This window comes from Dictyobacter formicarum, assembly GCF_016587435.1.
On the sequence record NZ_BNJJ01000010.1, the window covers coordinates 24,571 to 38,417 of the forward strand.

At 52.0% G+C, this 13,847-nt stretch carries 13 protein-coding genes; 8 read left to right on the plus strand and 5 right to left on the minus strand.

Annotation, left to right across the window (positions count from 1 at the left end):
* Positions 1 to 156: 156 nt before the first annotated feature.
* The 4 genes from JMI88_RS18100 to JMI88_RS18115 form a co-directional block, all read right to left on the minus strand.
* Entirely contained in the window at positions 157 to 534 is a 378-nt protein-coding gene (locus tag JMI88_RS18100; protein WP_201363337.1) for a phosphotransferase, read from the minus strand.
* A 481-nt stretch (positions 535 to 1,015) separates the two neighbouring features.
* Positions 1,016 to 1,873, minus strand: a complete 858-nt coding sequence (locus JMI88_RS18105) for a carbohydrate ABC transporter permease (RefSeq protein WP_236022961.1) — start codon at positions 1,871 to 1,873, stop codon at positions 1,016 to 1,018.
* A gap of 7 nt (positions 1,874 to 1,880) precedes the next feature.
* Positions 1,881 to 2,843 (minus strand): carbohydrate ABC transporter permease, encoded by a 963-nt coding sequence (locus JMI88_RS18110; RefSeq protein ID WP_201363338.1) that lies wholly within the window; start codon positions 2,841 to 2,843, stop codon positions 1,881 to 1,883.
* Between the two features lie 2 nt (positions 2,844 to 2,845).
* A complete protein-coding gene (locus tag JMI88_RS18115) occupies positions 2,846 to 4,168 on the minus strand; it encodes an ABC transporter substrate-binding protein (RefSeq protein WP_201363339.1) in 1,323 nt (440 codons plus the stop codon).
* Between the two features lie 677 nt (positions 4,169 to 4,845).
* Between JMI88_RS18115 and JMI88_RS18120 the strand changes: the two genes are divergently transcribed.
* From JMI88_RS18120 to JMI88_RS18140, 5 genes are all read left to right on the plus strand, one after another.
* On the plus strand, positions 4,846 to 5,451 hold the full coding sequence (locus JMI88_RS18120; RefSeq protein WP_201363340.1) for a TetR/AcrR family transcriptional regulator: 606 nt from the start codon (positions 4,846 to 4,848) through the stop codon (positions 5,449 to 5,451).
* Positions 5,452 to 5,518: 67 nt separating this feature from the next.
* Positions 5,519 to 6,184, plus strand: coding sequence for a VC0807 family protein (locus JMI88_RS18125; RefSeq protein WP_201363341.1), 666 nt, complete (start codon positions 5,519 to 5,521; stop codon positions 6,182 to 6,184).
* 216 nt (positions 6,185 to 6,400) lie between these two features.
* Positions 6,401 to 6,919, plus strand: coding sequence for an NADH-quinone oxidoreductase subunit B (locus JMI88_RS18130; RefSeq protein ID WP_201363616.1), 519 nt, complete (start codon positions 6,401 to 6,403; stop codon positions 6,917 to 6,919).
* A gap of 330 nt (positions 6,920 to 7,249) precedes the next feature.
* Complete coding sequence (locus JMI88_RS18135) at positions 7,250 to 7,468, plus strand: hypothetical protein (protein ID WP_201363342.1); 219 nt, start codon at positions 7,250 to 7,252, stop codon at positions 7,466 to 7,468.
* A gap of 732 nt (positions 7,469 to 8,200) precedes the next feature.
* Positions 8,201 to 10,600, plus strand: coding sequence for a cellulase family glycosylhydrolase (locus tag JMI88_RS18140; RefSeq protein ID WP_201363343.1), 2,400 nt, complete (start codon positions 8,201 to 8,203; stop codon positions 10,598 to 10,600).
* 301 nt (positions 10,601 to 10,901) lie between these two features.
* Here the strand turns inward: JMI88_RS18140 and JMI88_RS18145 are convergent, their stop codons facing one another.
* Positions 10,902 to 11,216 carry a hypothetical protein gene (locus JMI88_RS18145; protein WP_201363344.1) on the minus strand — a complete coding sequence of 105 codons (315 nt, stop codon included), beginning with the start codon at positions 11,214 to 11,216 and terminating at the stop codon, positions 10,902 to 10,904.
* 503 nt (positions 11,217 to 11,719) lie between these two features.
* Between JMI88_RS18145 and JMI88_RS18150 the strand changes: the two genes are divergently transcribed.
* The 3 genes from JMI88_RS18150 (at position 11,720) to JMI88_RS18160 (ending at position 13,832) form a co-directional block, all read left to right on the plus strand.
* Entirely contained in the window at positions 11,720 to 12,520 is an 801-nt protein-coding gene (locus tag JMI88_RS18150; protein WP_201363345.1) for a helix-turn-helix domain-containing protein, read from the plus strand.
* A gap of 427 nt (positions 12,521 to 12,947) precedes the next feature.
* A complete protein-coding gene (locus JMI88_RS18155) occupies positions 12,948 to 13,445 on the plus strand; it encodes a P-loop nucleotide/nucleoside kinase family protein (RefSeq protein ID WP_201363346.1) in 498 nt (165 codons plus the stop codon).
* 165 nt (positions 13,446 to 13,610) lie between these two features.
* The gene (locus JMI88_RS18160; RefSeq protein WP_201363347.1) at positions 13,611 to 13,832 is read left to right on the plus strand and encodes a hypothetical protein; all 222 of its coding nucleotides are present in this window, start codon (positions 13,611 to 13,613) and stop codon (positions 13,830 to 13,832) included.
* Positions 13,833 to 13,847 lie beyond the last annotated feature (15 nt).

A 13,847-nucleotide genomic window follows, 5' to 3' on the forward strand; every position in this document is an offset into this window, starting at 1 on the left:
GATTGCCCCACAAACGGTGGGGCAATCGAGGGCAAGCCTCGAACCTACGGGTTTCTTCTTCTCTTATACCGTTCGGTTCTCTTCTGCTACGTTTTTAAATCGTTTTCGAGCGAGAAGCGAGCTTACCTGTAATGCAGGGGCGGCGCCGCCCCTGCATTACAGGTAAGCTCGCAGGGTGGCCCATTTTTGGGCAAAAGGTATGTAGGGTCCTGGTTGCAGGAAGGCGCGTACGCGCTGGTTTCCTTCCAGGTAGATGGCCTCGTAGTGCCACAGGTCGTGTCCTCGCATCCATCCATAGACGGCGGCAGCCAGATCTAATTCTTCTGGTGGGAGCGGGAGGACATCGCGATAGGCTGTGAGAAAGATGCGGCAAAGTGGGCCATCCAGCTTGCAAACATAATGGAGGGTGCGTACAACCTCCCAGGCGCGCGGTGCCACGTAGGATTGATCCCAGTCGATCACGGCACTGATTTGTCCGTCTTCAAAGAAGAGATTCGTGTTCTGATAGTGGTGCCAGATGGCTTGTAGCTGCACAAGCTTTTGCTTCACCTGTGCTATTTGATTGCTGGCTCCATTTGATGAATGGAAACATGATATCATTTCTTGAACATATTCATGCGTGAGCGAAAAATCGGGCGCAAGGCCCGAACCTATTGGAATCATGGTTGTTGAAGGTTTTATCACGTGGATAATCGAAACGCATCAAAAAACATGGCACCTATAGGTTCGGGCCTTGCGCCCGATTTATTCCCTTGACAAGCGATACCGTCCCCTCGCAGAGAGGATGTTCAAGCCCAAGATTGACACCCATAGGTTCGGGTCTTGCGCCCGATTTTTCGCTCACGCGTGAACATGTTCAAGAGACGATGTCATGTTTCCGCTGTCGGTTGAATTTGGACGCAACCGGCGGGGTGTAGCCGACCTTCTTCAGATTGGTTACACCCCGCCGGTGCTTTTACGTTATATGCAATTATATTGTGTGCAATACAATTGCAGTCGGTACAACGTGTTTTTTTTATCCCTTTAGGCCAGTGGTGCTGATGCCTTCGGTGAGGAGGCGTTGGAAGAGCAGGAAGAAGATGATGATAGGGACCAGTGCCAGCAGGGACATGGCGAAGAGCGCTCCATACTGCGATACCCCTGTGCTATCGAGGAAGGCGTTGAGGGCAACGGGGAGCGTGAAGCTGCTCTGGTTGTTCAGGAAAATCAGCTGGGGGAAGAAGTCTCCCCACGTCCAGATGAAGGTGAAGATGGCGGTCGTTGCCAGCGCTGGCCGGGCCAGCGGCAGGATGATGCGCCAGAAGAGCTGGACGGGTCCGCAGCCGTCGATCTGGGCTGATTCATCCAGTTCGGATGGCAGTGCACGAATGAACTGGACGAGCAGAAAGATGAAGAAGGCGTCGGTCGCCAGGAACTTGGGCACGATTAAGGGCAGGAACGTGTTGATCCAGCCGATACTCTTGAAGAGAATATATTGCGGCACTACAATGGCGTGGTAGGGCAACATGATCGTGCTGAGCATAATGGCGAACCAGATCGACTTAAACTTAAAGTTCAGACGCGCAAAGGCATAGGCGACCATCGAACAGGAAATGAGGTTGCCGATGACGGCACCGATACATACCAGCAGCGAATTTAAGAAGAAGATACTGAATGGCATGCTCAGTGCCGTCCAGCCGATTGTATAGTTCTTGAGCGTAAATTGCTGCGGCAGCAAGCTCGCATTACTGAAGATAAGGTTGTTCGGTTTAAATGAAGCGCTCAACATCCACACCAGCGGATACAGCATCAGTACGGCCCCGATAATGAGGATGACATGCAGCAAGAGCCTGGACCAGTTGCCAGAGCGGCGCTCAACGGAATAGCTTTTCATCACGTACCTACCTCTCATCCTGATAGAACACCCAGAGTTTGGATGAACGGAACGCTACAGCCGTAAAGATAGCAATGATGAGCAGGAGCACCCATGCCATCGCCGAGGCATAGCCCATGTGGAAGTAGCCAAAGCCCTGCAAGTAAATGTAGAGCGTATAGAACAGGGTGGAATCGTATGGTCCGCCATTGCCGTTACTCACGATAAAGGCGGGCGTAAACGCCTGGAACGCGCTGATCATCTGCAACACCAGGTTGAAGAAGATAATCGGACTCAGCATCGGCAGAGTGATGCGGAAGAAGCGCTTCATAGCGCCCGCGCCATCGATATTGGCGGCCTCATACATCTCCTGGGGAATCTGTTTGAGTCCGGCCAGAAAGATGAGCATTGGCGAGCCAAACTGCCAGATAGCCAGCACGATCAACGTGAAGAGCGCCGTATTGGGATTGGCCACCCAGCTCCCCAGGTTATGGATGCCGAGCAGTCCCAGGCCTGCATTCACGATTCCATCCTTACCAAAGATCTGCTGCCACAGAATGGCGATCGTCACACTGCCACCGAGGAGCGAGGGGACATAATAGATAGAGCGGTACAGGGCGAGCCCGCGCAGTCCTTTGTTCAGGAACATGGCCACGAGCAGGGCGAAAATAAGCTTGAGCGGAACCGAGAGCAGCACATAGATGGCCGTAACCTTGATCGCATCGAGAAAGCGGATATCCGAGAGCATGGCGCCGAAGTTCTGCAAGCCGATCCAGCGGGGTGCCGACAGCAAGTCGTAGCTGGTAAAGGAAAGGTAGAGCGAGCCGAGCATCGGTCCCAGCGTCAGGGCAATCAAGCCCACGAACCAGGGCAACATAAAGAGGTAGCCAACCAGGTTCTCTTTGCGCGCCCGGCTGGATGTGATCTTTCTTCTGGGTTGCCTGGTTTGCGTCGTCTTTGTTGTCTGCTGTGGCTGTACAATGCTGCTCATAATTATACACCATCCCTTTCTAGCGCCTTATCGGTTTGCACAACAAGAGTGTTGGCCGCCTCGTCAACACTCATCTTGCCAAACCCCAGGCCCTGAGCAATAAGAACCAGCAAATCGCCCACCTCACCGGCACCAGGAGGATCAAGCACCATCTTGGGACGCGTAATAGCGGCGAGCTGGTTGACCATCTGCAGTTGTTGCAGGTCCGACGGCTTCAGCTTCGGCTTGAGCAACGCCTGCGCCCTGGCCGATCCTGGAATGCCACGCTCGATTTTTAACGCCTTGACGATAGTCGGATCGTTAAAGATCGCGTTAATGAACTGCGTCACTGCATCCGGATTTTTGGTTGAAGCAGAGGCGCTCAGCAGCATTGAAGCCTTGAGGTAATTTCCAGTGTCCTTAACGCCTGTCGTGGATGGCGTCGAATACAATCCCAGCTTCGTGGGTGTCGCAGCCTGGAACGCCTGTATCTGATTGGAGGTACTAATATTAATGGCGGCCTTGCCCGCCACAATCGTCGTCATCGCGGGAGTAGCCCCGCTATATTGCACCGCTAGATCGGGCGGAATGCAGATGTTGGATCGACGAAGATCGCTCCAATAACTAAACCACTCGAGCGCATCCTGCTTATTGAAAGCGCGCTGCCCATCCTCGGTAAATAACTCTTTCCCACGCTGCCGGATAAAGACCTCGAAGGCACCGATATTACTGCTGGCATCATCCACACCATAGACGCCAGGCGCAGCCTTCATAATCTGCTGCGTCACCCGTTTCAGCTCATCCCAGGTCCAATCATTGAAATTGTCCGGAAGTTGATAGCCAACCTTCTCAAAAAGGGACGTATTGTAGAAAATACTGGTGAAATTGCCGCCGAAGGGAATGCCATAAACCTGGCCGTGAGCCTCGCTACCCTTAAGCAACGGCTGATTGAAATCATGCAGATCAATCGTCTGCGGGATAAATTTTGATAGATCGAGCAGCAATCCCTTGCGCACATATTGATCGACATAGCGCATGTCCATCTGGATGAGATCGGGAGCACTGCCGCCGGAGATTTGTGTGGCCAGCTTTGGCCAGTAGGAGCCAAAGCTCGTAAACCATGTAGAGATCTTCACATGGGGATGGCTTTGCTCATATAACTTAACAGCTTTAGTGGTCAGACCAGCACGCACAGATGAGCCCCAGAATGAGAACTGAAGCGATGAAGCTCCAGACTGTGCATCTGATCCACTTCCGCAACCTGATAGCCCGAGGGCGGCGACGCCGGCAAGCGCACCGGCCCCGAGCTTCAAGAAGTCACGTCGACCTAGAGGGGTACCTATCATGACTGTAACTCCTTCGTTATGTATGCATTCGTATGGAAACACAGTGTGCCTGGCAGCGGTGACTAAGGCTGGTATCCCACGAACATACATTGATCTAAAGATACATGTCTTTAAACATATATCAGCGCATGGCAGGGTATTTTTCAATAGATTTCGGGCGTAAATGAGTATAGTTGTAGGCCAAACGGAGAGCGTGTGAACTAGTTATTCCAAAGGAGATACCACAGAAATAGTGATGTTCAGCACCTTGATGCGGAAATCACCATCAGTAAGGAAGGTTACCATCAGCTAAGGAAAGTTTAGGCAGCGTAGACTTTTGCTGTTGCCAGCGTGAAAAGTGATAGTAAACATCATCAATTATGCATAGCTTGACCGTCGAAATACCTGGTTCGCAGCACACATCGAGTGCCAGTATGAGATCATATATAATCTCATCTATAAGAATACTAAAATACCGAATGAACTCCTTTACAAGAATTAAGTAGAAAAATGCAACTACTATAGTGATAGTGTAGTATCTCATCCTTTGGTTGTCAAGCAACAAAGTCGTCATCGAAACGTTTTGAAAGATACCATAATATATCGTTTCCCCCTATCGAACACTTGACAACCTTGAGCTGAGCAGCTATATTTATCAATGAATAAACCGTTCATTCATTGATAAGGAGCATACATCCATGCCTCGGACAGAAGAAGCGAATCAGCGTATTCGCGAAGAGCAACGCGAGAAGATCCTGGAAGGGGCCCGCAAAGTTTTTGCACGTAAGGGCAGAGTGGCTACTATGGCTGATGTTGCCACTGAGGCCGGGGTTAGTCAGGGGTTGGCCTATCGCTACTTTGCCAACAAGGAGGCACTCTTTCAAGCGTTAATCGAGCAGGTGATGCAATCCACCCATACACTCATGCAGCGTGTTGTGGAGATGCCGGGGACGCCAGGAGAGCGCCTTGATTTTCTGCTTTCCAGAATAGTGAAAGGTCGTCACAAGCATCTTGAGCTTGTTGAGTTCGTCCAACTCCTCTCCCAGATGCAAAGTTCAGAGGAGATACCGGATCATCTGCGTGAAATTGTCGTCAGGCAAGGGCAGCCGCTGCGAGATATGGTGAGACAGTTGATCATCGAGGGCCAGGCCACCGGCGAGGTCGCAGGAGACGATCCAGATCAACTGATGACTCACATCTTCGCGTGTCTTGATGGGATATTTCGGTTGGCTTTGCGTGATCCTGAACGGTTTCACAAGCATGTGCCTGATGCCAGGATTATTCTGCGCCTGCTCAAACCATAGTGCCTTTTTTCCCTTCTGTTACTGGCCGTAAATAGATATCATCACGACAAAACGAAAGGACATAAGTATGTCAAGTCGTCCGGAGATCAATATGAATCAGATTCGAGCTGCTGTGGTTCCAGATCTGATCATCTCCATTGTCGGTCCTGTGCTCATCTATCAATTGGCAGCTCCACACATGCCCACAACCTATGCACTTCTTTTGGCTTCTGGGCTGCCGATCATTCGTATCGGATATTCCCTTGTGCGCCGCCATCGCCTCAACCTGATTGGAATCTTCTCGCTGATCGCGATTACACTCAAAATTTTGATTGCGTTGGTGCTCAAGGACGCCCGATTGGTCCTGGTTAGCGACTCTCTGATCACAGCTGTTTATGGTGTACTCATGCTGGCCTCGCTGCTCACAGGATCACCGTTGATCATGAGACTCATTGGGAGCGTCCTTGCCAATGCCGCACCTGCCCAGAGCCAGCAACTCATGCAGCGCTGGCAAGAATCTGGTACACGATCGTTTTTCACCGTCATCACGGCGGTCGTGGGCATCGGCCTGCTCCTCGAATGTGCCGTACGTGTGCTTCTGGCCTTGACCGTATCCATTGAGCAATTCCTGGTGATCAGCCCTCTTGTGCGCTACGGTTTTCTGGGGGCTTGTTGCTCTGGGCCATCCTCTCTGCACGGATACGCAAACACAGACAGCAAAAACAACGTGAGCGCAACCAAAAAGAAGTGTTAACTACCCTTTCAGATGGACCTTGACTGTGACCTCTCCATCTTCTTCCGGGAACACCTCTAGGGAATGTGTCACATTCTCGCCCACTGTTTTGTCTTCTTTTCAGAAATGTTGAGGGAGGTGGGAGGGGCGAAGAAGGACAAACATCCATTGTATTCATTATGAGGAGATTGATCCATGCTTGAGAAACAATCAGCACGTAAGCCTATACCTCTTACCATGGCTACGAATCCGGCCGAATATCAACCTGGCCAGCAGGAAGCCCCGGTCGTACTGACAACTGTCAAGGATATGCTTCAATGGACGCAGAACTGGGCCCGCTCTCGTTCCGTCTGGCCCTTCATGTATGCCCTGGCCTGTTGCGGCATCGAGATGATGGCTAGCGCCTCATCGCCGCAGCACGACCTGGCTCGCTTTGGTTCCGAAGTCTTCCGGGCCAGCCCACGCCAGGCAGATCTGATGATTGTAGCCGGGACCCTCTCGGTCAAGATGGCTCCCCGCTTGCGACTACTCTGGGAGCAGATGCCCGACCCCAAATGGGTTCTGAGCATGGGGCAGTGCGCCAACTCGGGAGGAGAGTTTTATGACAGTTATTATACAGTCCAGGGCGTCGACACCGTTGTTCCGGTCGACATCTATGTGCCCGGTTGCCCTCCCCGCCCTGAGGCCCTCATTGAAGGTATCCTCAAATTGCGCGAGAAAATAGAAAAGCAAGGATTGAACATTCGGAACTCGTAGCCTGCGCCTCCCCGCGGGCGCTTGCCCCACCGTTTGTGGGGCCCTGGGTCCCAATGACGAGGTGCCTCGTAGCAGAACACCTCGCTCCACGCGGTGCCCAAAAGCGGACCTTCCCTCCGCAGGATTACGCCTTTTCTGGGGGACATGCACGTCGAGCGAGGACGTGTTGGCAAGCGTCACGTGTGAAAGGAACGTGCATGTGCGGGTACCAAGCGCCCGCAAGGGGCGCACCTACGACATATGCGATATTTATATGTATATTGTATCAAATTGTGTGTGTTTGTTGTTCCAATTGATGTTGGATAAAAGCCAGCCACGCGCGACGAATTCGTGGCCGCTTTAGCGCAAAGCGTCGGGAAGCGCCGCCTGTTCCGTATCCCCAACGGCGTCATTAAAATGCTATCGGGAGTTGCCGTTGATCTAATAATGCGCAGCCAGCGCGTCTCCAATCGCCGTTTCCGTGAAGTGACCAGCTGGAGACCTACCGTGCCCAATGTCCAAAAAGGCTGGACCCTTATTGCCCAGGGCAGCAACAACATAGGAAGATAGAAAAAGAAGGGCTCACCATTCGAGGTGAGTAGCCGCGCAAACAAAAAAAGCCAGACGTGAATTCATATAGGCAAGAAGAAATGCATCCGTAGGTGAGACCCTCGCGGTCGCTTTGCCGCCACGCTGCGGCGGGCCGTTGAAGGCCCGCACCTACGGGGGTCCTCTTTTTTTGTTGCGTTTGGCTCTTCGATGTTCTCATAAATGTATTGGGTGCAAAGCCCGAATCTATCCCAAAAGCGTTTCCTCCGCAGGTTATCGTAATTTTTGGGGGTGGGCATGCATATGCGCATGGGCGTTTCAATGAATGATTGATGCGTTCATTGCGAGATATGGTAATCTGGGTGATTTATAATGGCATTATGTTTAAAGGTGTCGGAAAAATATTGAAAGTAGAGGATGTTCATAGGGCAAAATTGGCACTTGACTTATTATGATACTTTAGCTTACTATTAATTGTAAAATGAAATAATTATTGTTTCATTGCGCATTTCTCAATGAATATTGCTATTAAATTCATTGAATGCGGTGAACGCTATGTATTTCTGGCGCATATCTCTAGCTATGGTTGTTCTCGCATGGTTGTAAATGGGCGGCTATGGTTTGAGAGTTTTCCATGTATTACGCTCTACATGATTTCCTGGTTGAAATCGACTTTACCATGTGCAGCGTTTGCACGATCCTATGGAGCCTGTCTTGGTATTTGTGAAGGCTCAGTGAAAGGAGTTCAAGAGCATGAAGCAACGGCGCCATATTGGTAGTATGTTCTGTGTGCTTGTCTGTGGATTGGCATTGCTTGGGGCAAGCCTGTTTGGGCAGACAAGATCAGCGCATGCAGATCCCACTCTATTTTATGGTTTTGAGGATGGCAGCGACGGTTTCACCGCGCCCAGTTGGCTTGGTGCTAATGCCGGGCAGCCGACGCAAAGTTCCGCCCAGCATTCTGAAGGGGCGAATAGCCTGGCTTTACCCGTGAATTTTATTGGTGGAAGCTGGGACCAGGCGGGCGTGGATAAGGTCATTGATAATTATAACCCGGTTGACCTTACGGGCTACTCGGCAATCACCTATGATGTCTATACGCCGGTTCCCAATGTAGTGACCGACCTGGTGTTCAATGACCCCTGGTTGCCACCGGCTAATCCCAAACCGCTCAAGGTAGGCTGGAACACGGTCACCTTCGACATCGGTCCGACCAGCCAGGACTTCCCAAACGCAGGCAATTATTTCACGACCGCCAGAGAATTTCTGTTGCGTGCCATTGGTCAAGGGGCCACCTATAGTGGACCCGTCTATTTTGATAATGTGCGCTTTATTTCTACCACGCAGCCCGTTATTCATATGGTCGCACCCAAGGCGGATGATGTTCTTTCAATCCCTCAGGGGCAGACCTACGCGATCCAGGCCCATGTCACACCCTCTGCCGGACGGCAGATCAGCAGTGTAACCTTTAAAACGGCCACGCAGTCTGGTACCCTGACTTTCGATAGCGCCAACAACGTCTACACTGGCGCATGGGATTTGTGGAAAGAGGGTGATGGGCTGAAGACGTTGACGGTCAGCGCCACCGACTCAACTGGAGCGACCACGACCAGCCAGACGAGTGTACTGATACAGAATAGCCAGATGCAAGTGCATATCTCTACCCCTACTTTCGATCAGCAACTGAAGGGGAAAGTTACCGTTAGCGCGCAGGTGAAGGCGGACTCACGCTTTGCCTTGAAGTCTGTAACCTTGCAGGCGGCAGGACAAACGGTAAGCATGGCGGCGAATGCATCAGGCGCGTATAGTGCCGAACTCAATACGTATGGCTTGCAAGAAGGCGTACAGACGCTCAAAGTAGTCGCTCGCGATGCACAGTTTACGGTCAGTGACCTGGTGGACGTGCTGGTGGAGAATCATGCCCGCCCGGCGAACATCGTACATGCCAATACGACTCAGTTCGTGGATGGTCACACCCCATTCCGCTACGTCGGCTGGAACGAATACGACCTTTTCACTCGCCTCGATCAGACGGTCGCCCACAACGAGCAGACCATTGAAGGCAACATCATACTCAAAGGCACAGTTATTCCCTGGCGGCAGCAGATTGATCGCCAGATGATGGAGGCTGAGCGCAACGGTCTAACGGTCCTGCGCACCTGGGCCTTTGATAATAGTGCGGATTCATATGCCTTCCAGACCGGCCCCGGCCAGTATAACGAGTCCACCTTCCAGAAGCTTGACTACATCATGGCCAGCGCGCAGCGCCACCATATGCGTGTTATCGTGACCATGGAGAACTATTGGGGAGATTACGGCGGCATTCAGCAGGACGCTAAATGGCTGGGCCTGGCGAACAAGTTACAGTTCTTCACTGATCCGCAGGCGAAAGCGCTCTACGAAAAGTATGTTGCGCACCTGGTTAACCGGGTGAACACCGTTACCGGCGTCGCCTACAAAAATGATCCCAGTGTGTTTGCCTGGGAATTGATGAACGAGCCACGGATGGATTGTCGTGATGATCCGACCCCCACGCATCAATATTGTGATGCCAGCGGCAACACTTTGCGCACCTGGGTCGATACGATGAGCAAATACATCAAAGGTCTGGACCCGCAACACATGGTAACAGCCGGCTTCGAGGGACACAGCTTTGTCCCAACTGGCCCCAACGGCCAGGGAATTCAGTGGGGTGGTACCGAGGAAGGGAACGGGAATTCGCCGATTATGGCGCAAGATGTGGCTGGCATCGATTTCTTTGACTTCCATCCATATCCCAACGCCTCGTGGGCTCACCTGACGCTTGACCAGACACGGCAACTCATCACCGGCATCACCAAAGCAGGTTTGCAGGCCGGCAAGCCAGTCGTAATGGAAGAATACGGCATCGACCGCACCCAGCCCGTCTACGACCAGTCCGGCAAGCTGATCCAGCCAAAAGATGCAGCCTATACGGCTGCGCGCGTCGCATGGTACAAGGATATGCTGGATACGCTCTACGGGGCCGGAGGCGCTGGCAGCAACATCTGGGGGCTCGCTGATTGGTCCGACAACTACTATAACGTCGACCCTTATCTGCCGCTGGCCGATGCGCAGCGGGATGCTCCCCTGATGGCTGTACTGGCCCACGAAGCCAGCCAACTGGCAGAGTAGCCGGGTGGCTCGTCTGGTTTTCTACCAGAGTAGGAGAAGACGGCAAATAAATAAAGGGGAGAATAGCTCCTTTCCCTGGCAGCGGCCAGGAGAAAGGCTATTCTCCCCGTGGAAGCGAAAATAGGCGCTTCTACCTTGAGAAGGAAATCAGTACCTGCAAGAAAAAATACTAATTATATAGGCATAGGAGCCGGCGCCTGCCCCTATGGTGTTCTTAAGGGGATTATGATGGCCCCTTAAGAACATTTTTTATACTCTATAACTAAAGAGTAAAATTTGCTAGATTTATAGAAGAGTAAGATCAGTCACGGTCGGGGTGGATGCCAGCAACCGGACCGCTACCGTAGTTCCAACCGCCGTTCCCGTAGTTCCAACCACCGGGGAGCCAACCGCCGTAGTTCCAACCACCAGGGATCCAACCACCGGGGAACCAGCCACCACCATAGCCATAACCATAACCGTAGCCATAGCCATAACCAGGGAAACGGCCACGAAGCATACCTGCAGCACCGGTGACCTGTTCCAGATCGGCGTCGGTCAGTTCACGAGCGTCGGTTGAGGCAGAGAGTTCTTCGCTAGTTAGAGAGTATGTCGCAGTTTTAATCTTATCTTGCATGGAACTGTCCTTTCGCTTTGCATAGTGCAAAGGTTATAAATCTACTGGTACCAGGCATTCCTTTTTTGAGGTCCTATCAACGAATGGCGCGCCTGATATTCGCATTAATAGCTTTTTGCAGTATATCTATCGTTTTTAGGCCCTCATTATGTTTCAAACATGTTCTCGTAACTGGCACCTATACACATTATAAAAACGCATCAAACAACCGACCGGTAATTAACGAAAGCGATAATGCCATGCATCAGATCAAAATGCTCCTGATTATGTTCCTGGTGCGTTTTTGGACAGAAAGCAAAAAAGCGCCCGCAAGGGGCGCATCTACATAAAAAATAGGATTTTGTGCCTGGTCTTATGGGGACGCTCTTAAGAGACATCGCAAGTTCCTTAAGAGCGCCTTTAATGCTTTAAGCAGGTAAGAGGAATATATAATTTGCCGTTTCAGAACAGGAGGAAAAGAATAGCCATAAGAAGAAAGTTCAGTTGTAGAAGGAAGGCATACAATGCGAACAATGACCCTTGGTTCCAGGGAAGATGAAAGGTGCCAGGTCACTCAGGATGCTCATATGCAGGCCGTTGAAAGCGCTGTTCAGGTTATGCATACCCACCTTCATGAATTTCTGACCCTGGCAGACCTTGCCGACGTTGCCTGTCTCAGTCCTTTTCACTTTAATCGTGTTTTTCGCCGCCTGGTAGGTATTCCGCCGGGTGAATATCTTACTGCGCTCCGCCTCCAGGCGGCCCGGCATCTTCTTTTGACCACCTCGCTCAGCGTCACCGATATTTGTTTCGAAGTAGGCTATAGCAGTCCTGGCTCTTTTACTACCCGCTTCACCCAGCTGGTTGGTCTCTCCCCACGTCTCTTACGCCGCAGGGCGCAGGAGTTCACCTTGCCCATGCCAGATAACGGTGAGCGCCTACCCACGAAGCCCGAGCCTATCCCGCTAAAGAACACCTTTAGCGGACAGGTGAGCGCTCCCGCCACCTTTCGAGGCGTGATCAACATTGGACTGTTTACCAGGCCTATTCCCCAGGGTGCGCCCGTACGTTGTACCAGGCTGACAGCGCCCGGTCCCTACCGCCTGAGTGGTGTTCCTGATGGCATCTATTATCTGCTGGCCGCCGCTTTCCCCCTGACCACAGATCTACGATCATACCTGCTCCCAGGCGAGAATATCCTGGTTCACAAGCACGAGAGTCCGCTCGTCATCATCAATGGTCATATTTCCGGCGAGCGTAATGTTATGCTGCGCCCACCGCGCCTGACTGATCCTCCGCTGGTGATGGAATTGCCTCTTCGCTAGCGCAGACTACTCAACCAGGTGAGTATTGCATCCGGGGAAGCGAGCAGGTGGATGAGCGTGCTCTGCAAGATGGCCGCTGAGGACGGTTGTGAGCGATACAGGTGCGGGAGAACATGCACCTGGGGACGTGCGGAGGGGGAGTACACTGATTTTAACTGTCAACGGCTTAGAAAGATGAAAGGCTCTTTTTCAGTCATTCATCCCATACGTATCACCTTCAAAAGAAACGCTATCGGGCGGCGAGCGGAAATCGGAGGCGAGGTTTGAACCTACGGGGGATGTTATACGAGAGGAGGGAGAAATCGGCCGCAAGGGCCGAACATACGGGGGACGTTACGTGAGGGAAGGGAGAAATCGGAGGCAAGCTCCGAACCTATGTATGTCGTGTTTATTGTTACTTTATGTTATAATCGTGGTCATGGAGAAGATGATGTATTTGATGTGCGGAGCTCCTTTCTCCGGCAAATCGACTCTTGCTCGCTTGCTGGCAAGACAGACCAATAGCCAGTATTTGAGCCTGGATGATATCATGAGGGAGCGCGGGCGAGACCTCTCGCAGCTCCAACCGGTGGAGGAATGGGGCAAGGCCCATGAGATCTGTAGGCAACGCATGGATGCGCTCATGCAGGAGCAGACTTCCATTGTATTGGACGACACAAATAATTTTCGCTGGCTCAGGGACCGCGTTCGTCAGCTTGCCCAAAAACACCAATATCCTACGACCCTCATTTTTGTGGACATTCCTCTGGCAGAGCTAGAAAGAAGGAGAGAGCAGGTTCGGCACTCCAAGGAAAGAAACCATCTGCCTGATGATGTTTTCTATCCAGTTATCGAGCAATTTGAGCGACCAGGACCCGACGAGTCTCCTCTCGTGTTTGACGGCACAATGGATATGCAGGAATGGTTGAATGCCTGCCTTATATAATCAAACCCAACAAGATACCCCACTATTAGACAAGGTCTGTGGCGAGGTCACAATCACTGATCCGACCCATCCCCTGTATGGTCAGACCCTCCCGCTGCTTCCTGTACGGATTCATCGCCATCCACTGCATGTGATGGTGCTGCTGCCAAGTGGTCGGTCATTCAGGTGCAAATCCGGGCGGTGCTGCTGCTGGCGCAGATCTTTCATGGGTTACAGCACGAAATTGCGCGACAAGCCGGGGTGGAAGAGGAAGAGGTGTCGATCGATCTGTTGGTGCGGATGACGGCTCGCTGGTGGCCGAGGGGGACTGATGTGGTGGACAGGGTGGTGCGCGCTGGACGAGAACTAGAGAACCGGTCAAGAAATGCTGTGCCCTGGCAACCATGAGTGCAAGCGCGGGAT

Excerpts from the sequence above, each read along its gene's own strand:
- JMI88_RS18105 (WP_236022961.1), bottom strand. The coding sequence starts at position 1,873 with ATGAAAAGCTATTCCGTTGAGCGCCGCTCTGGCAACTGGTCCAGGCTC.
- JMI88_RS18110 (WP_201363338.1), bottom strand. The coding sequence starts at position 2,843 with ATGAGCAGCATTGTACAGCCACAGCAGACAACAAAGACGACGCAAACC.
- JMI88_RS18115 (WP_201363339.1), bottom strand. The coding sequence starts at position 4,168 with ATGATAGGTACCCCTCTAGGTCGACGTGACTTCTTGAAGCTCGGGGCC.
- JMI88_RS18120 (WP_201363340.1), top strand. The coding sequence starts at position 4,846 with ATGCCTCGGACAGAAGAAGCGAATCAGCGTATTCGCGAAGAGCAACGC.
- JMI88_RS18125 (WP_201363341.1), top strand. The coding sequence starts at position 5,519 with ATGTCAAGTCGTCCGGAGATCAATATGAATCAGATTCGAGCTGCTGTG.
- JMI88_RS18130 (WP_201363616.1), top strand. The coding sequence starts at position 6,401 with ATGGCTACGAATCCGGCCGAATATCAACCTGGCCAGCAGGAAGCCCCG.
- JMI88_RS18140 (WP_201363343.1), top strand. The coding sequence starts at position 8,201 with ATGAAGCAACGGCGCCATATTGGTAGTATGTTCTGTGTGCTTGTCTGT.
- JMI88_RS18145 (WP_201363344.1), bottom strand. The coding sequence starts at position 11,216 with ATGCAAGATAAGATTAAAACTGCGACATACTCTCTAACTAGCGAAGAA.
- JMI88_RS18150 (WP_201363345.1), top strand. The coding sequence starts at position 11,720 with ATGCGAACAATGACCCTTGGTTCCAGGGAAGATGAAAGGTGCCAGGTC.
- JMI88_RS18155 (WP_201363346.1), top strand. The coding sequence starts at position 12,948 with ATGATGTATTTGATGTGCGGAGCTCCTTTCTCCGGCAAATCGACTCTT.